Raw genomic sequence first — 18195 nt, forward strand, 5'->3', positions numbered from 1 at the left:
ATGTTTCATCATATGTTCTTCTAATTTTCCCCATAAAAAAATCCCCCTTATAGTAGACAGGATATAAAGCTTTCTTTTTTCTGTCTACTATAGGGGGAGCATATCATTTTAGGGGGCTTTATTATATAATACGAGTAGGATAACGAAAAGGGGATTCAGCATATGTACAAACAAATTATATTAGCATGTGACGGTTCTGAACATGCACTTCGAGCAGCGGAACATGCAACATATATTGCAAAATGTAGCGAAGAAACAAATGTTGAAGTTGTGTACGTAGTAGATAATAGAACGGCAAAATCAGATATTATACAAGGTCAAACAGATTTAGAAACAATATCAGCTAGTCGAAAAGATAAATTAAAAGAGATTGAAGGTTTATTAAAGAAAGAGAACATTTCTTATACAATTACGATATTACATGGTGATCCTGGAGATACAATTGTTCAATATGTAAATACAGGAGATATAGATCTTGTCATTGCTGGAAGTAGAGGGCTCAATACACTGCAAGAAATGGTGCTGGGAAGTGTAAGTCATAAAATAGCAAAGCGTGTGAAATGTCCAGTGATGATTGTAAAATGAAATAGAATGTAACGAAGATCTTAGTATAACTGAGGTCTTTTTTTATGTATAAATGACTCTTATTTGTGGAAATACTAGATATATAAGTTGAAAAGATGTTAACTTACAAATTTGTAAGTTAGTTGTTAGAGAAATCGATGTTATGAAATTTTTCCCATTGGTAAAATAAAAGTATCAAAGGGGAGATAGGGAGGATGGAAGCAATGAAATCATTTCAAAATTTGTCATATAGCCAAGGTGTCAGTCTTATTTGTTTAGGGGGATTTGCTGCATCTGTTACGTTAGCTGTTTTAATAAAGGTGTTTCATCAAATCTTTTAATCTTATAGTAGGGAAGGAATTGGTTGTTATCATTAGTAGGAACAGCAATGAAAATAAAAAATAGCTCTTAGCATGTATGTAAATGCTAAGAGCTATTTTTATGGTTGTTATATATTATTTAAGCTTGTTTTGATTTTACTGACCCTGTATTTAAAGTAAGAGCAAGGAAGAACATTGCAAGTACGCAAGATGCAAGTAATAAGATGAATCCGCCATCCCATCCGAATGCATCTACGATAAAGCCCATAGCTGCACTAGCGAAAGCTGCTCCGCCTAAGTAACCGAAGAATCCAGTTAAGCCTGCTGCAGTTCCAGCAGCTTTCTTTGGTGCTAAATCTAGAGCGTGTAGACCAATTAACATAACCGGTCCGTAAATTAAAAATCCAATTGCGACAAGTGCGATACTATCAACCATTGGATTACCAGGAGGGTTTAACCAGTAAACAAGAACTGCGATAAATACACCAACCATAAATAAAATACCAGCAGGTGCACGACGTCCTTTAAATAGTTTATCACTCATCCATCCGCAAAGAAGTGTACCTGGAATACCAGCCCATTCATATAGAGCGTAAGCAGTACGTGAGCTACTATGAGTAAAGCTTTTTTCTTCTACTAAATAAGTAGGAGCCCAGTCTACAACGCCGTAACGTACGAAATATACGAAAACGTTCGCAATAGCGATGTACCATAAAAACTTATTGTTTAATACGTATTTAAATAAAATTTCCTTTACTGAAAGCTCGCGTTCGCGATCTTTTACTTTTTCATCTGGTGGATATTCCCCAGTATGTTCTTCAATAGAAGGTAGTCCGCAAGATTGAGGCGTATCTTTCATCGTAATTAATACATAAATACCAACTAAAATTGAAAGAATACCTGGGAAGTAAAAAATACTTTTCCAGTCATCTGCGAAGAAGTATAAGCCTAATGTTACAAGGGAAGGCATAAGCGCTCCGCCAACATTATGAGCGACGTTCCAAATGGACATTTTTGTACCACGTTCGCTAATAGAGAACCAGTGAACCATCGTACGACCACAAGGAGGCCATCCCATACCTTGTACCCATCCATTTAAAAACTGAAGTACAAACATAAGTATAATGCTCGTTGTAATGAAAGAAAATGAGCCGAAAATAATATTAATGATACCTGATAAAAATAGCCCAGCTGCTAAAAAGTAGCGAGGATTACAACGATCGGATACGATACCCATAAGAAATTTACTTAATCCGTAAGCAATAGAAACTGCTGAAAGGATAACCCCAAGTTCCCCTTTACTAAAGCCTTGCTCGATTAAGTATGGCATTGCTAGTGAAAAGTTTTTTCGAACAAAGTAGTAACCTGCATAACCGATGAAGATACCTAAGAATACTTGTAAACGTAATTTACGGTATTCGCTATCAACGCGATCAGCTGGTAAGCGTTCCGCGTGGGGCGCAGGTTTAAATAATTGTGTGAAAAACATAAAATGAAAATCCTCCCCTAATTAATTCGAAGCGTTTTAAGACAGAGAACATAAAAAGGCCATGAAATATAAAAAAGTTTCCTTTTTTATGATTCATAGCCGTGTACTCCGTTTCTCCGTGACTGTCAATATTAACTTCGTCGAAAATTATACAACTTTGTGACAAAAATGTAAACGTTTTTATGAATAAAAGTATTGACGGATTTTATTCGTGGGATTAATATTTAAATACATTAAATATTTTATTGTTTAAATAAGAGGTGGATAACATGCCAAATGATATGACGCATATCGATAAAATTCAAGCTCTTGCCTTTTCGATTGGAAAGAAAATGCAAACGGAGTTATTAGAACAAATGCAAGCGACAGGACTTACACCACCGCAGTTTTATATTTTAAAGATTCTAGATCATTATGGGGCTTCAAGAGCGACAACATTAGCGAAAAAGATGTATGTGAAGCCTAGCGCGATTACAGTGATGATTGATCGTCTAATCGATCAAGAACTTGTAGAACGCTATCACGACAAAGATGACCGTCGCGTTGTCATCATCGAGTTAACGAAAAAGGGGAAAGCTAGAGTAGAAGAGGCAATGACAGCTCGTAACGAGCATATTGCAAAATACTTTTCACATTTAGAGTTGCAAGAAAGAGAAGATTTATTACGTCTCTTTGAGAAGTTAGAAACCATTATTTGCGGGACACAAGAGAAAAAAGAGAATAACTAAGAGGAATTGAGGAGATTACATGGAGCAACAAGAAAATCAAAATAGAAAGTTGTTGTTAATCGGTTTAATTATCGCGATGCTATTTGCTGCATTAGATGGAACAATTGTCGGTACAGCAATGCCACGTATCGTCGGTGACCTAGGTGGATTAAGCTTAATGACATGGTTAACAACAGCTTATATGTTAACATCAACGACAGTTGTACCAATTGCAGGTAAATTAGCTGATTTACTTGGTCGTCGTAACGTATATATAACAGGGCTAGTTATTTTCATGATTGGTTCGGCGTTATGTGGTATGGCAAATGGTATGACAGAATTAATTATTTTCCGTGGTATTCAAGGTCTTGGTGGCGGTATTATGATGCCAATGGCTATGATTATTATTGGAGATATATTCACGGGAAAAGAACGTGCGAAATGGCAAGGTATTTTTGGGGCGTTATACGGCCTTGCTTCTGTAATTGGACCACAAGTTGGTGGTTGGATTGTAGATGCAGTGAACTGGAGATGGGTATTCTACATTAACTTACCGGTTGGTATTTTAGCAACAATCTTTATTGCAATGGGATTAAAATCACATAAACAAACAGGACCAATTAAAATTGATATCGCTGGAATCTTTACGATGATTCTCGGTGTTGTAAGTTTATTACTTGCGCTAACGTTTGGCGGAAAAGATTATGCATGGGATTCTTGGCAAATTATCGGTTTATTTGCACTAGCTGTAATTGGTATCGTTAGCTTTGTTATCGTTGAAACGAAAGCTGAAGAGCCAATTTTACCAATGCACTTCTTTAAAAATCGCACATTTACAATACTGAATGCGATTGGATTCTTTATGAGTATTGGAATGTTCGGTGCGATTATGTTCGTACCATTCTTCATGCAAGGGATTGTAGGAGTAAGTGCTGCTGAATCAGGAACAATTATGACTCCAATGATGATTACAATGATTGTGATGAGTATTATCGGTGGGCAACTTGTATTAAAAGTTGGTGTAAAACCACAAATTATCGCAGGTATGCTTATTATGGCCGGTGGTTTCTGGTTATTAACAACGATGGATATGCACACAACGAAGCTTACAGCTACTTCTTATATGATGGTTATCGGTTTAGGAATGGGTCTTGTAATGCCTACATTAACATTAGCGTTACAAGAAAGCTTCCCGAAAAAAGACCTTGGTGTCGTAACGTCATCAAGTCAATTCTTCCGACAAATCGGTGGTACATTTGGTATTACAATTTTAGGGTCAATTATGAATAACACTTCAGGTACGACATTAACAAAAAATTTAGTACCTGTATTAGATACATTCCCGAAAGAAGCGGGACAAATGGTAACGAAATTTAAAGATATGATTCACACAGATCCACAAGGTTTATATTCAATGCTATTTAGCCCAGAGGCATTAAAACAAATGCCAGAAGCGTTCGCTAACAGCATTGTACCTATTTTGAAAAACTCTTTAGTAGACTCGCTTCATACTGTATTCTTAACAGGATTAGTATTTATCGTAGTAGGTGCCATCTTTACGATTTTCTTACAAAAAATTAAATTATCAGATCGTAAAAAAGATGCTAAAGAGCCTGTTGTAGAAGAAAAAGAAAAAACTGTATCATACTCGTAATGAAGAAGCATCGCCTTATGGCGGTGCTTTTTTGAGTATAACCTTAAAAGCTTTTTAGTGAGAAATGATTGACGTATTTTTAGAAATACGTTATATTATTTTCTGTAAACGGTTACATGAAATGAGGAGAAAAGAGAATGAGTACGATCAAAGACGTTGCGAAATTAGCGGGAGTATCTGTTGCGACCGTTTCCAGAGTTCTAAATAAAAATGGATATGTTCACGAAGATACATTAAAAAAGGTAGAACGTGCAATTGAGATGTTAGATTATAAGCCTAGTACAGTAGCGCGTTCACTGTATAATAAAAAGTCTCGTTTAATTGGCTTAGTTGTTCCAAATATCGTGAATCCATTCTTTCCGGAAGTTGCACGTGCCGTAGAAGATGTAGCACATAAACAAGGTTACACAGTTGTCCTTTGTAACTCTGATGAAAGTTTAGAAAAAGAGAAACAATATATTGATGTACTTAGACAAAATAATGTAGATGGATTTATTGTAGCAACGAATCCACAAAATAGTGTTAATTACATGAATTTATCTGTTCCAGTTGTTGCGATTGACCGTATGTTTAATGAGCGTATTCCTACTGTATATGCAGATAACTATGCAGGAAGTCAGGCTGCGACAAAGTTGTTACTAGATAAAGGATGTAAACATATTGCACATATTCGCGGTCCACGTGATGTGAGTACTGCAAATGAACGTTTTGAAGGTTTTGTAGACGTTATTACGCAAAATAATCTTTCATATATGATTGCAGAGAGTACGTTTGATCCAGCAAATAGTGAGCGTGTAGCGATGGAATTATTAGAAGAATACCCGCATATTGATGGTATTGTCGCTGGGAATGATTTAATTGCGATCGGTATTGTAAAGGCGGCACTTCAAAAGGGGATTGCCATTCCAGATGATTTACAAATTATCGGATTTGATGGCATTTCTTTAACGGAAATGATGTATCCATCTATTACGACAGTTGCACAACCGATATATGAAATGGGGAAAATTGCAACAGAGTTGTTGTTAGAGCAAATGGAAGGAAATACATTAGAAGAGAAACATTATCGTTTGCCGATTGAAATTATAGAACGAAATACAACGAAGTAAGGAGATGAAACAGATGCCAAATATTGCAGTAGTAGGAAGCATTTCAATGGACTTAGTGGCTGTTTCAAAAAAACGCCCGAAAGCAGGAGAAACAGTAATTGGTGAAGCGTTTCATACAATCCCAGGAGGGAAAGGGGCAAACCAAGCAGTTGCTGCAGCTAGGTTAGGAGCAAATGTAGCAATGGTTGGAGCGGTAGGAAATGATGATTATGGAACAGTAGTTAGAAAAAATCTAGAGAACGAACGCATTTTTATCGATTATGTGGTACCGGTTACAGATGGAACGACAGGAATTGCTCATATCGTTTTAGCAGAAGAAGATAACAGTATTGTTGTCGTACAAGGGGCAAATGCTCTTGTAAATAAGTCAGTTGTAGATCGCTCCAAAGACCTTCTTGTAAAAGCGGATATGGTTGTTCTTCAACTAGAAATTCCACTTGAAACAGTAAAATATGTATTGGCTATTTGTGAGGAACATAATATTCCTGTTATGTTAAATCCAGCGCCAGCACAAGTTTTATCAGAATACATTTTAGAAAAGGCAACTTATATTACGCCAAATGAACATGAGTGCCGCATCGTATTAGATGATTTTACATCACCAATTGAAGATTTATTGGCGAAGTATCCCAATAAATTATTGATGACAGAAGGTTCTAACGGTGTTCGTTTCCATAATGGCACGGAGATTGTACATGTTCCTAGCATTGCTGTTGATGTAGTGGATACAACTGGAGCTGGTGATACATTTAATGGTGCGTTAGCAGTTGCACTTTCTGAAGGAGAGACACTTCAAAAAGCAATTCGTTTCGCGAATATTGCCGGTGGTCTTTCTGTAACGAAACTTGGAGCACAGGGCGGTATGCCAACGAGAGATCGAGTACGTGAAGTGCAGGTGATTGTTGGATGAAAAAGCATGGTGTATTAAATAGTGAAATCGCGGCAGTCCTTGCTTCACTTGGGCATACAGATACGGTTGTAATTGCTGATTGCGGGTTACCGATTCCGGATGGAGTAAAACGAATTGATTTAGCTGTTGAGATTGGAAAACCGAGTTTTTTAGAAGTGTTACAAGTTGTAGCTGATGATATGGTAATCGAAAAAGTGACGTTAGCAGAAGAAGTCATTATAAATAATGCGGCAGTAAATAAAGAGATCGAGCAGAAATTAACAGAGCCAGCATTTGAGTATGTATCTCATGAGCAATTTAAAGAGCATACAAAGAAAGCGAAGGCGATTATTCGTACAGGCGAGGCTACGCCTTATGCAAATGTAATTTTACATGCAGGCGTGATTTTTTAATAAAGGGAAGTGATGGGAATGCATATTGAAATGAAAAACATTTCAAAGGCGTTCAATGGAAATCCTGTTCTGAAGAATGCACAGTTTATGATTGAAACAGGAGAAGTCCATGCATTGATGGGGGAAAATGGAGCGGGTAAATCAACGCTCATGAAGATTTTAACAGGTGTATACAAAAAAGATGGTGGGACAATCACAATTGATGGGCAAGAGCGCACCTTTAAAAATGCGAAAGAAGCTGAAGAGTACGGCATCGCATTTATACATCAAGAACTAAACATATTGCCGAATTTAACAGTAGCTGAAAATATGTTTCTCGGTAAAGAGTTAATGTATGGGAAAACAGGTATTTTACGCACTCGACAAATGAACGCGATTGCGCAGCAGCAACTAGCGGAGTTAGGGTTGCATGTAAGAGGCGCTATGTTAGCAGAGGAATTATCGGTTGGACAACAGCAAATTATCGAAATTGCGAAAGCATTAATGACAAACGCGAGCGTTATTATTATGGATGAACCTACTGCGGCACTGACGGATCGTGAAATCGAAACGCTCTTTACAGTAATCAATAAGTTACGTAAAGAAGGTGTTTCATTCGTGTACATTTCGCATCGTATGGAAGAGATTTTCTCAATATGTGATGCTATTACGATTTTGCGTGATGGAGAATACGTGGGAAAGAGATTAATTCCAGAAACATCATTTGATGAAGTAGTGAGTATGATGGTGGGGCGCAGCATTGGTGAACGTTACCCAGAGCGAAATAGTCAAATTGGTGATGTCATTTTTGAAATGCGTAACGGAACGAAGAAAGGGAAATTTGAAAATGTTTCGTTTCAAGTGAGGAAAGGTGAAATCCTTGGTGTAGCTGGTTTGATGGGGGCTGGTCGCACTGATATTATGAAAGCGATATTTGGTTATGAACCTTTAGACTCTGGACAAATTTTTATAAATGGACAAGAAGTAAAGATTGATAGTCCAATAGATGCAATTAGACAAAGAATTGCTTTCATTACAGAAGATAGAAAGTCTGAAGGATTAGTGTTAGATTTTTCAATTCGAGAAAATTTAGCTTTACCGAATTTAGAAAGTCTTTCAAAGGGAAGTGTTCTAAGCAACGAGCTAGAACAACAGTTTACAGAGGATATGATGAAGCTTCTTAATGTGAAAGCATCTAGCGGAGAGCAGGCAGTGAAATCTCTTTCTGGTGGAAATCAGCAAAAGATTGTAATCGCAAAATGGTTAGGCATTCATCCGCAATTACTCATTTTAGATGAGCCAACAAGGGGTGTTGATGTTGGAGCGAAAAAAGAAATTTACTCTATTATGAATAAGCTTACAGAGCAAGGCGATGCCGTTATTATGGTATCATCTGAGCTTCCGGAAGTTTTAGGGATGAGTGATCGAGTTCTTGTTATTCATGAAGGAAAAGTCGGCGGAGTTTTAGGGAAAGATGAGGCATCACAAGAGTCTATTATGGCACTAGCTACAGGGGGAGAGTAAGGATGGCTAAGAAGGGGAATGTATTACAACAACTTGGTTCTTTAATCGGTTTAGTATTAATTATCGTCGTAATTACAGCTTTAAATCCAGCGTTTATTGAAATTCCAAATTTATTTAATATACTGCGTCAAGTATCGATTAATGCGCTTATTGCATTCGGAATGACCTTCGTAATTTTAACAGGGGGTATTGACTTATCGGTAGGTTCTATTTTAGCATTATCAAGTGCACTTGTAGCTGGAATGATGGCAAGTGGCATGGATCCGTTCCTTGCAATGGCAGTTGGACTATTAGCAGGTCTTGTAATGGGAATTGTAAACGGTATCATCATTGCGAAAGGAAAAGTAGCTCCATTTATTGCAACTTTAGCAACAATGACTATTTTTCGTGGGTTGACGCTTGTTTATATGGACGGACGTCCGATCACTGGTCTTGGTGATCATTTAATGTTCCAAATGTTTGGCCGTGGTTATTTTCTTGGTATTCCGGTACCCGCTGTTACAATGATGATCGCTTTCGCAGTACTGTACTTCATTTTGAAGAAAACGACATTTGGTCGCCGTACATTTGCAATTGGTGGAAATGAAGAAGCAGCAGCACTATCAGGTATTAATGTTACGAGAATTAAAGTAATGATTTACGGTCTTTCCGGAATTTTGGCAGCGCTTGCAGGTATTGTCTTAACATCACGATTAGATTCTGCACAGCCGACTGCAGGTACTTCTTACGAATTAGATGCAATTGCAGCAGTTGTATTAGGTGGAACAAGTCTTTCTGGGGGAAGAGGATGGATTGTTGGTACATTCATCGGTGTACTTATTATTGGTGTACTAAATAACGGTTTAAATTTATTAGGTGTATCTTCTTTCTTCCAACAAGTTGTAAAAGGACTTGTAATCTTACTAGCTGTATTAATTGATCGCAGAAAAGAAGCGTAATGGAGGGACAGTTCATGAAGAAATGGTTACTTATACTCGTTGCATGTATTATGGTCGTTACTGCTGGTTGTTCAATGGAACCACCAGAATGGGCAAAGGATTCTAGCGATAAAGGTCGAAATAAAACTATTAAAGTTGGATTCTCTGTTTCAACTTTAAATAATCCCTTCTTTGTAACTTTGAAAAAGGGTGCAGAAAAGAAGGCGAAAGAAAGCGGCATTGAATTGATTGCTGTTGATGCACAAAATGATGCAGCAAAGCAAACGAACGATGTTGAAGATTTAATTCAAAAAGGTGTCGATGTAGTTGTTATTAACCCGACCGATTCAGATGCTGTTGCTTCAGCGGTAAGTGCTGCAAATGCAGCGAACGTTCCTGTTATTACAGTAGACCGCGTTGCAAATTCAGGTAAGGTTGTTTCTCACATTGCCTCTAATAATATTGAAGGTGGTCAAATGGCTAGTGATTACATTCGTGAATTAGTCGGCGAAGGAGCAAACGTTGCTGAGTTAGAAGGAATCCCTGGATCCTCTGCCGCTCGTGAACGTGGGAAAGGATTCCATAACGTAGCCGATAAGTCTTTAAAAGTAGTTGCAAAACAAGCGGCTGATTTTGATAGGGCGAAAGGATTATCTGTTATGGAAAACATTTTGCAAGCAAATAGCGATATTAAAGCCGTGTTTGCTCATAACGACGAGATGGCATTAGGTGCACTTGAAGCGTTGAAGTCTGCTGGAAAAACAGATGTAGTAGTTGTTGGATTTGATGCAACAGAAGATGCTGTGAAAGCGGTTAACGATGGGCGTATGGCTGCAACAGTCGCTCAAAAACCAGAATTAATCGGAGAGAAGGCGATGCAAACAGCAAAAGAGATAACACAAGGTAAAAAAGTGGACAAATCTATTCCGATTGAATTAGAGCTTATTAAGAAAAAAAAATAAATATAAAATGAAAATTAGGAAGGAAGAATAACAAATGAAATTCTTTATTGATACAGCAAACATTAACGAAATTAAAGAGGCAAATGCATTAGGCGTATTAGCTGGAGTAACGACAAATCCATCACTTGTAGCAAAAGAAGGCGTAGATTTTCACGAGCGCATTCGTGAAATTTGCAACGTTGTAGAAGGTCCTGTAAGTGCAGAAGTAATTAGCTTAGAAGCTGATAAAATGATTGAAGAAGGAAAAGAATTAGCGAAAATTGCTCCAAACGTTGTTGTAAAAGTTCCAATGACAACAGAAGGTTTAAAAGCAGTAAAAGCATTCTCTGACTTAGGAATTCGTACAAACGTTACATTAGTATTCTCAGCAGTTCAAGCGTTACTTGCAGCTCGTGCTGGTGCAACATACGTTTCACCATTCTTAGGTCGCTTAGACGATATCGGTCATAACGGTATGGACTTAATTCGTCAAATCGCAGAAATCTTTGCGATTCATGGCATCGAAACAGAAATCATTGCAGCATCTGTACGTCACAGTGTTCACGTAACTGACGCAGCATTAAACGGTGCACATATTGCAACAATCCCAGCAAACGTAATTGCTTCATTAGTGAAGCACCCATTAACAGATCAAGGAATTGAGAAATTCTTAGCTGATTGGGAAAAAACACAAGAGAAATAATAGAAAAGCAAGAATCCTAGTTTAATTGACTAGGATTCTTTTTTATTTAAAAGAATTTTCATGCAATTTTGCATATTGTCTTTTAAATTTGTTATATAAGATATTTAATATATATCACATAACTCTTTATTTTTCATATTTCGATATAAAGTGAAACTTTAATCAGTGGGGACTTTGTTCATCCCCACACTGATTATTAATTGAACCAAGGGATAAAAAGATAGAGGGTCTGACCAGAAAACTGGAGGGCATGATTCTATAACAGAAAGCTTAACGTTTATAGAATTATGCCTTTTTATATAGGGAGGGTAGTAAACGGGGATTTCGACAAAAATGTACTTATTTATCTGAATTTTAAGTTTTATAAAAGGAGAGAAATGGAATGAGAAGAAAAGCGCCATTTAAAGTGTTATCGTCATTAGCAATTGCGGCAATTATCGGATGCACATCTGTAATGAGTGCTCCATTAACATACGCAGAAACGCCAGCAAAAGAGAAAGATAATGTATCTACAACACCAATTGATTACAATTTAATTCAAGAAGATCGTTTAGCGGAAGCACTGAAAGAAAGAGGAACAATTAATCCAGCATCTTCTAAAGAAGAGACGAAAAAAGCTGTCGAGCAATATATTGAAAAGAAACAAGGAGATCAGGCGAATAAAGAAATTCTTCCAGATGCTCACTCACAAGAAACGTCTGATTTCACAAAAAAAGTAAAAGAGAAAAAGATGGAAGAAAAGGAAAATGTAAAAAAGGCTGAAAAAAATGTTAGCCTTGAGCAAAAGCCAGAACCAAATAAAAAGCAATTGAATGGGCAAGTTCCAACTTCAAAAGCAAAGCAAGCTCCATATAAGGGATCTGTTCGATCGGATAAAGTATTAGTGTTACTCGTTGAATTTAGTGATTATAAACATAATAATATTGATCAAACACCAGGTTATATGTATTCGAAAGACTTTAGTAGAGAACATTATCAAAAGATGTTGTTCGGTAATGAGCCGTATACTTTATTTGATGGTTCAAAAGTAAAAACGTTTAAACAATACTATGAAGAGCAGTCTGGTGGTAGTTATACGACAGATGGATATGTAACGGAGTGGCTAACTGTTCCAGGAAAAGCATCTGATTATGGAGCTGATGGTAGCAGTGGTCACGATAATAAAGGTCCAAAGGGTGCACGTGATTTAGTGAAAGAAGCTTTGCATGCAGCTGCTGAGAAAGGACTAGATTTATCCCAGTTTGATCAATTTGATAGATATGATACAAACGGGGACGGGAATCAAAATGAACCTGACGGTGTAATTGATCATTTAATGGTAATCCATGCTGGTGTTGGTCAAGAAGCTGGTGGCGGTAAATTAGGTGATGATGCGATCTGGTCACATCGTTCAAAATTAGCAGTAGATCCAGTAGCGATTGAAGGTACGAAATCAAAGGTAGATTACTTTGGTGGTAAAGTAGCAGCACATGATTACACAATTGAACCAGAAGATGGAGCTGTAGGTGTGTTTGCACATGAATTTGGACATGATCTTGGATTACCAGATGAATATGACACGAAATATACTGGAAATGGTTCACCAGTCGAAGCTTGGTCATTAATGAGTGGAGGTAGTTGGACAGGGAAAATCGCAGGAACAGAGCCGACTAGTTTTTCACCACAAAATAAAGATTTCTTACAAAAGAATATGGGTGGCAACTGGGCAAAAATATTAGAAGTAGATTACGATAAAATTAAGAGTGGTGTGGGAGTTCCTACCTATATTGATCAAAGTGTTACGAAATCAAATCGTCCAGGCGTTGTACGTGTTAACTTACCAGGTAAAAGTGTTGAAACGATTAAACCGGAGTTTGGAAAGCATGCATATTATAGTACAAGAGGCGATGATATGCATACAACGTTAGAGACACCATTCTTTGATTTAACGAAAGGAACAAATGCAAAATTCGATTATAAAGCAAATTATGAGTTAGAAGCAGAGTGCGATTTCGTCGAAGTACATGCAGTAACAGAAGATGGAACGAAAACATTAATTGATAGACTTGGGGAAAAAGTAGTCCAAGGAGATAAAGATACAACAGATGGGAAATGGATTGATAAATCATATGATTTAAGTCAATTTAAAGGCAAAAAAGTGAAACTACAATTCGACTATATTACAGATCCGGCTGTAACATATAAAGGTTTTGCGATGGACAATGTAAATGTAACTGTTGATGGACAAGTTATATTTTCTGATGATGTAGAAGGACAGTCTAAAATGAATTTAAATGGTTTTGTTGTTTCTGATGGGACAGAGAAGAAAGCTCATTATTACTACTTAGAGTGGAGAAACTATGCGGGATCAGATAATGGTTTAAAAGCAGGAAAAGGTCCAGTGTATAATACAGGCCTTGTCGTTTGGTATGCAGATGATAGTTTCAAAGATAACTGGGTTGGGATGCATCCAGGTGAAGGATTCCTGGGTGTTGTAGATTCTCATCCAGAAGCGCTAGTTGGTAATTTAAACGGAAAACCAGCATACGGTAATACGGGCATGCAAATTGCAGATGCTGCATTTTCATTTGATAAAACACCAGCATGGAGTGTAAATTCATTAACACGTGGTCAGTTTAACTATTCTGGATTACAAGGTGTTACAACTTTTGATGATTCAAAAGTATATAGTAACAAGCAAATTGCAGACGCAGGAAGAAAAGTTCCAAACCTTGGACTTAAATTCCAAGTTGTTGGACAGGCAGAAGATAAATCGGCAGGCGCTGTTTGGATTAAACGTTAATAACATAAAAGCACATTCTTCATATGAAGAGTGTGCTTTTTGATTTGTACAGTAAGTTATTATTTTAGTTTATCCCGCATTAACGGTCAGTAAGATCCCCACCTCAAAATTCAGTGGAAGTAAAGAAGTTAGTTGGGAGATCAACTGCCCGTAAAAGCCCGATTGGTTCAACTAATAATCAGTGGGGAGGAACCAAACCCCCACTGATTAAAGTTTCACTTTATGTAATACAAGTGTTTATTCATGTGTACTGTATCAAATTATGTGGGGAAAGGAAATATTTCCGAGGAAATTGTCGAAGTATCGTCAGTATTTATAAACTTTCTGTTTAAAAGAAGAGATGTATTATTGCCTCTACGGCTCAATTTATTTACATTGTTATTTGGTTATACACAAAAGTAATATATTGGGCAAAAAGAGTTCTATTCGATAGGGCTCTTTGGTTTTGTATTTGATATACAAATATTAACCTCAATTGTTTGGAAATGTATCTTCTTGTTTAGCGTCATTTGGACTTTAACTACAGTTTTTGTTTTTCGTTTATATGAAGAAGGAGATGAGCGGTTACCTTTTATATTTAAATTAATTGGCATTATTCCAACGCTTCCATTATATTACGAGTTATATCAATATGCATTAAAAAAAAGACAACGATGGATTATCCCATCATTGTCTTTTTTACTTTGCTTCTTACATAAATCATCCCAGCAAATGTTAATAAAAATGCTGTCCCGATAATGAAGCTGACGCTAGGTGATGCTCCGATTGCGCCGACTGTAAAGGAGCCAGCAACAACTCCTAATGAGAAGAAGGCATAAAATAATCCGAATGCCTTTCCGCGATTATCGTCTGTAGTATTTTCAACGAGTAAAGCGTTAATAGATGGAAAGAGGATTGCGAATCCAATTCCATAAATCATCATTACGATAAAGAGCATACCTTTTGTAGCAAATAATCCGAGTAAAGATAATGCGAATGCCATAACTGCAATTCCGATTAGCATTAGTTTCGAACGATTAAATCGATCATAAATACGATTTGTTGGAAGTAAGAAGAAGAGGATAGCAGTTATACCAAATACACTTAACATCATGCCTGTTGTGGATGCTTTAAGCGCTAATGCCTCAACTTTTACTGGTAACATGTAAGTGACAATTCCTTGTGAAAACATTAATGTGAAAGCACCAATATATGCTTGTAATAACGGTTCTGATTTTAAAAGTTCAACCATATCTTCTTTGTTCATCATTTGTGTTCTTGATGTATCTTTTCTTGATACGTTATTTGGTAAGAAGAATAGAGATACGATCGTACCAAGAGCCATTAAAATAGAAATAGTAATGAAGACCCATTCTACGCCAGCTGTTGCTTTCATAATACCGCTGAAAGCAGGTCCTACGATTGCGGCTGTTCCAACAGCAGCACCAGATAGAGCCATTGCTTTTCCTTGTCTTTTTGCATTTGTTTGTTTTGATAAAAATGTAAAGGCAGCAGGAATTAAAAAGCCATCACTAAATCCATGCATAAAGCGCACAACTAATAGTTGTTCACCACTTTGAACAACGGTGTATAACAAGACTATGAAACTCGTAATTCCCATGCTTATATAAAGGATTTTTTTTGCACCAAATTTATCGACAGCGGCTCCAGCAATAATATTACCGATCATATTAGCGAATGAGTACATACCGACAACTAGCCCGATAATAAGAGGAGTTCCTCCAAGGCTTTGAGCGAAAGTACTCATAATAGGTAATTGTGAAAATGTATCTAAAAATGCCACGATAACGATAAAGTAAATAAAATATTTCAAGCGATATTCACCTCTCCTATGCTATTATGGCACAATGCTAATTTCACCTGCAATGAAATTGAATTAACAGATGTGGAAAAAAGTACAAAGTGACAAAATATTGAACGTTATTTGTAAAAAATTAGTGGGAATGTGATTGTTTTTTTGAAATATATGGATAGAAGTATTATAATAGAATTGTAAACTTCACCAGGTTAAGTATATACATAGAGAGGGATGTATAAAATGAAAGCACTACTTTGGCATAATCAACGTGATGTACGAGTAGAAGAAGTACCAGAACCAACAGTAAAACCAGGAACAGTGAAAATCAAAGTTAAATGGTGTGGTATTTGTGGGACAGACTTGCATGAATATTTAGCAGGGCCTATTTTTATTCCAACAGAAGAACATCCATTAACACATGTGAAAGCACCTGTTATTTTAGGTCATGAGTTTAGTGGTGAGGTAATAGAGATTGGTGAAGGAGTTACATCTCATAAAGTGGGAGACCGCGTTGTTGTAGAGCCAATTTATTCTTGTGGTAAATGTGAAGCTTGTAAACATGGACATTACAATGTTTGTGAACAACTTGTTTTCCACGGTCTTGGCGGAGAAGGCGGCGGTTTCTCTGAATATACAGTAGTACCAGAAGATATGGTTCATCACATTCCAGATGAAATGACGTATGAACAAGGTGCGCTTGTAGAACCAGCAGCAGTAGCAGTTCATGCAGTACGTCAAAGTAAATTAAAAGAAGGGGAAGCTGTAGCGGTATTTGGTTGCGGTCCAATTGGACTTCTTGTTATCCAAGCAGCTAAAGCAGCAGGAGCAACTCCTGTTATTGCAGTTGAACTTTCTAAAGAACGTCAAGAGTTAGCGAAATTAGCAGGTGCGGATTATGTATTAAATCCAGCAACTCAAGATGTGTTAGCTGAAATTCGTAACTTAACAAATGGTTTAGGGGTAAATGTTAGCTTTGAAGTAACAGGTGTTGAAGTTGTACTACGTCAAGCGATTGAAAGTACAAGCTTTGAAGGATAAACTGTAATTGTTAGTGTATGGGAAAAAGACGCAACAATTACTCCAAATAATTTAGTATTAAAAGAAAAAGAAGTTATTGGTATTTTAGGATACCGTCACATCTTCCCAGCCGTTATTAAATTAATTAGCTCTGGTCAAATTCAAGCAGAGAAATTAATTACGAAAAAAATTATAGTCGATCAAGTTGTTGAAGAAGGATTTGAAGCACTGGTAAAAGATAAAACACAAGTGAAAATTCTTGTTTCACCTAAATAAGATAGAATCGAATAAAGTAGCCCTTTTCTAGAAATAGAAGAGGGCTACTTTTTTTCTATACTGAAAGGTGATAGACTTTCCTTTGACTCAATGTATTTTTGTTTGGAAGGGAGAATCTAATGCTTTCATTTTTGTTAACTTTAAAGCGAATGTTAAGAGCCTGTTTACGAGCGTGGAAAGATAAAGAATTTCAAGTATTATTTGTATTAACAATTCTGACTTTAATATCGGGTACGATTTTTTATAGTACAGTTGAAGGATTACGTCCTATTGACGCTTTATATTTTAGTGTGGTCACGTTGACGACTGTCGGTGATGGGAATTTTAGTCCGCAAACTGATTTCGGAAAGATATTTACAATCTTATACATATTTATTGGGATTGGACTAGTGTTTGGATTTATTCATAAGTTAGCAGTTAATGTACAATTGCCAAGTATATTATCGAATAGAAAAAAAGAGTAAAGCATTCAGATGCTTTACTTTTTTTTTACATTAGTTTAGACAAGCCTTAATAATAGTTTATTAAAATGAAAGTGTATTCATTCATTATATTCACTGTGTATAAAGTTATAATGATATGAACATTTACATATTTTAATTTAGTGATAGAAATTTCGTGAAAGGTGGGATATTCTAGTCATAGGTTAACCGGACGACATCATAGGATCCTAACAAAATGTTTACAATAATTCAATTATAAAATGGAGGATTTTATATGAAAAAGAAAGTACTTGCTTTAGCAGCAGCTATTACATTAGTTGCTCCATTACAAAGTGTTGCATTTGCTCATGAAAATGATGGGGCACAGAGATTTGGAGTTATTCCGCGCTGGTCTGCTGAAGATAAACATAAAGAAGGCGTGAATTCTCATTTATGGATTGTAAACCGTGCAATTGATATTATGTCTCGTAATACAACACTTGTAAAACAAGATCGAGTTGCACTATTAAATGAATGGCGTACGGAGTTAGAGAACGGTATTTATGCTGCTGACTATGAAAATCCCATGCCCATCAACTTAAGAGTGAGCACAACCTGAGCTTTCGACTCATCGGATCAAAACATTCCTAAAATAAAAGCATACTCTTAAAAATAAGCATCTCAAATAAAC

The 18195-nt window shown here is 36.6% G+C and carries 15 protein-coding genes and 3 pseudogenes; 16 read left to right on the forward strand and 2 right to left on the reverse strand.

The window, feature by feature from the left end; translation table 11 throughout:
* Positions 1 to 162: 162 nt before the first annotated feature.
* Both MR168_RS26415 and MR168_RS26420 read left to right on the forward strand, forming a co-directional pair.
* The gene (locus MR168_RS26415) at positions 163 to 585 is read left to right on the forward strand and encodes a universal stress protein (protein WP_000277999.1); all 423 of its coding nucleotides are present in this window, start codon (positions 163 to 165) and stop codon (positions 583 to 585) included.
* 203 nt (positions 586 to 788) lie between these two features.
* Positions 789 to 905: a DUF4027 family protein gene (locus MR168_RS26420; protein WP_000834733.1), complete on the forward strand. Its 117-nt coding sequence runs from the start codon at positions 789 to 791 to the stop codon at positions 903 to 905.
* A gap of 118 nt (positions 906 to 1023) precedes the next feature.
* On the opposite strand, the gene glpT is transcribed toward MR168_RS26420, so the two are convergent.
* Positions 1024 to 2373 (reverse strand): glycerol-3-phosphate transporter, encoded by a 1350-nt coding sequence (glpT, locus tag MR168_RS26425; protein WP_000466385.1) that lies wholly within the window; start codon positions 2371 to 2373, stop codon positions 1024 to 1026.
* Between the two features lie 269 nt (positions 2374 to 2642).
* Between glpT and MR168_RS26430 the strand changes: the two genes are divergently transcribed.
* From MR168_RS26430 to MR168_RS26480, 11 genes and pseudogenes are all read left to right on the forward strand, one after another.
* On the forward strand, positions 2643 to 3101 hold the full coding sequence (locus MR168_RS26430; RefSeq protein ID WP_001132365.1) for a MarR family winged helix-turn-helix transcriptional regulator: 459 nt from the start codon (positions 2643 to 2645) through the stop codon (positions 3099 to 3101).
* Positions 3102 to 3120: 19 nt separating this feature from the next.
* Complete coding sequence (locus tag MR168_RS26435; protein ID WP_086412266.1) at positions 3121 to 4734, forward strand: MDR family MFS transporter; 1614 nt, start codon at positions 3121 to 3123, stop codon at positions 4732 to 4734.
* 137 nt (positions 4735 to 4871) lie between these two features.
* Complete coding sequence (gene rbsR / locus MR168_RS26440; protein WP_000104047.1) at positions 4872 to 5843, forward strand: ribose operon transcriptional repressor RbsR; 972 nt, start codon at positions 4872 to 4874, stop codon at positions 5841 to 5843.
* A 13-nt stretch (positions 5844 to 5856) separates the two neighbouring features.
* Positions 5857 to 6753 (forward strand): ribokinase, encoded by an 897-nt coding sequence (gene rbsK, locus MR168_RS26445; RefSeq protein WP_086412265.1) that lies wholly within the window; start codon positions 5857 to 5859, stop codon positions 6751 to 6753.
* Positions 6750 to 7145, forward strand: a complete 396-nt coding sequence (gene rbsD, locus MR168_RS26450; protein WP_086412264.1) for a D-ribose pyranase — start codon at positions 6750 to 6752, stop codon at positions 7143 to 7145. Before rbsK ends, rbsD begins: the two co-directional genes overlap by 4 nt.
* Before the next feature lie 18 nt (positions 7146 to 7163).
* Complete coding sequence (gene rbsA, locus MR168_RS26455) at positions 7164 to 8648, forward strand: ribose ABC transporter ATP-binding protein RbsA (RefSeq protein ID WP_006918021.1); 1485 nt, start codon at positions 7164 to 7166, stop codon at positions 8646 to 8648.
* 2 nt (positions 8649 to 8650) lie between these two features.
* Positions 8651 to 9586, forward strand: coding sequence for an ABC transporter permease subunit (locus MR168_RS26460; protein ID WP_001074641.1), 936 nt, complete (start codon positions 8651 to 8653; stop codon positions 9584 to 9586).
* A gap of 14 nt (positions 9587 to 9600) precedes the next feature.
* Positions 9601 to 10527 carry a ribose ABC transporter substrate-binding protein RbsB gene (gene rbsB, locus MR168_RS26465; RefSeq protein WP_000758998.1) on the forward strand — a complete coding sequence of 309 codons (927 nt, stop codon included), beginning with the start codon at positions 9601 to 9603 and terminating at the stop codon, positions 10525 to 10527.
* A 34-nt stretch (positions 10528 to 10561) separates the two neighbouring features.
* The gene (fsa, locus tag MR168_RS26470; RefSeq protein ID WP_000667661.1) at positions 10562 to 11209 is read left to right on the forward strand and encodes a fructose-6-phosphate aldolase; all 648 of its coding nucleotides are present in this window, start codon (positions 10562 to 10564) and stop codon (positions 11207 to 11209) included.
* 382 nt (positions 11210 to 11591) lie between these two features.
* Positions 11592 to 13991 (forward strand): M6 family metalloprotease immune inhibitor InhA2, encoded by a 2400-nt coding sequence (inhA2, locus tag MR168_RS26475; protein ID WP_086412263.1) that lies wholly within the window; start codon positions 11592 to 11594, stop codon positions 13989 to 13991.
* Between the two features lie 429 nt (positions 13992 to 14420).
* Positions 14421 to 14729: pseudogene (locus tag MR168_RS26480) on the forward strand (hypothetical protein); the annotation flags it as partial.
* Here the strand turns inward: MR168_RS26480 and MR168_RS26485 are convergent.
* Entirely contained in the window at positions 14650 to 15804 is a 1155-nt protein-coding gene (locus tag MR168_RS26485) for an MFS transporter (RefSeq protein WP_000873272.1), read from the reverse strand. The pseudogene MR168_RS26480 and the gene MR168_RS26485 sit on opposite strands and share 80 nt — an antisense overlap.
* 225 nt (positions 15805 to 16029) lie before the next feature.
* Between MR168_RS26485 and bdhA the strand changes: the two are divergent.
* From bdhA to MR168_RS26500, 3 genes and pseudogenes are all read left to right on the forward strand, one after another.
* Positions 16030 to 17082, forward strand: a pseudogene (gene bdhA, locus MR168_RS26490) ((R,R)-butanediol dehydrogenase).
* Between the two features lie 119 nt (positions 17083 to 17201).
* The gene (locus tag MR168_RS26495) at positions 17202 to 17546 is read left to right on the forward strand and encodes a potassium channel family protein (protein ID WP_000948210.1); all 345 of its coding nucleotides are present in this window, start codon (positions 17202 to 17204) and stop codon (positions 17544 to 17546) included.
* A 253-nt stretch (positions 17547 to 17799) separates the two neighbouring features.
* A pseudogene (locus MR168_RS26500) lies at positions 17800 to 18090 on the forward strand (phospholipase C/P1 nuclease family protein); the annotation flags it as partial.
* Between the last annotated feature and the right edge of the window lie 105 nt (positions 18091 to 18195).

Source organism: Bacillus cereus group sp. BfR-BA-01356, assembly GCF_022663635.1.
GTDB classification, from domain to species: Bacteria; Bacillota; Bacilli; order Bacillales; family Bacillaceae_G; genus Bacillus_A; species Bacillus_A cereus.

Coding starts and splice junctions, on each gene's coding strand:
- MR168_RS26415 (WP_000277999.1), top strand. CDS start 163: ATGTACAAACAAATTATATTAGCATGTGACGGTTCTGAACATGCACTT.
- MR168_RS26420 (WP_000834733.1), top strand. CDS start 789: ATGAAATCATTTCAAAATTTGTCATATAGCCAAGGTGTCAGTCTTATT.
- glpT (WP_000466385.1), bottom strand. CDS start 2,373: ATGTTTTTCACACAATTATTTAAACCTGCGCCCCACGCGGAACGCTTA.
- MR168_RS26430 (WP_001132365.1), top strand. CDS start 2,643: ATGCCAAATGATATGACGCATATCGATAAAATTCAAGCTCTTGCCTTT.
- MR168_RS26435 (WP_086412266.1), top strand. CDS start 3,121: ATGGAGCAACAAGAAAATCAAAATAGAAAGTTGTTGTTAATCGGTTTA.
- rbsR (WP_000104047.1), top strand. CDS start 4,872: ATGAGTACGATCAAAGACGTTGCGAAATTAGCGGGAGTATCTGTTGCG.
- rbsK (WP_086412265.1), top strand. CDS start 5,857: ATGCCAAATATTGCAGTAGTAGGAAGCATTTCAATGGACTTAGTGGCT.
- rbsD (WP_086412264.1), top strand. CDS start 6,750: ATGAAAAAGCATGGTGTATTAAATAGTGAAATCGCGGCAGTCCTTGCT.
- rbsA (WP_006918021.1), top strand. CDS start 7,164: ATGCATATTGAAATGAAAAACATTTCAAAGGCGTTCAATGGAAATCCT.
- MR168_RS26460 (WP_001074641.1), top strand. CDS start 8,651: ATGGCTAAGAAGGGGAATGTATTACAACAACTTGGTTCTTTAATCGGT.
- rbsB (WP_000758998.1), top strand. CDS start 9,601: ATGAAGAAATGGTTACTTATACTCGTTGCATGTATTATGGTCGTTACT.
- fsa (WP_000667661.1), top strand. CDS start 10,562: ATGAAATTCTTTATTGATACAGCAAACATTAACGAAATTAAAGAGGCA.
- inhA2 (WP_086412263.1), top strand. CDS start 11,592: ATGAGAAGAAAAGCGCCATTTAAAGTGTTATCGTCATTAGCAATTGCG.
- MR168_RS26495 (WP_000948210.1), top strand. CDS start 17,202: ATGCTTTCATTTTTGTTAACTTTAAAGCGAATGTTAAGAGCCTGTTTA.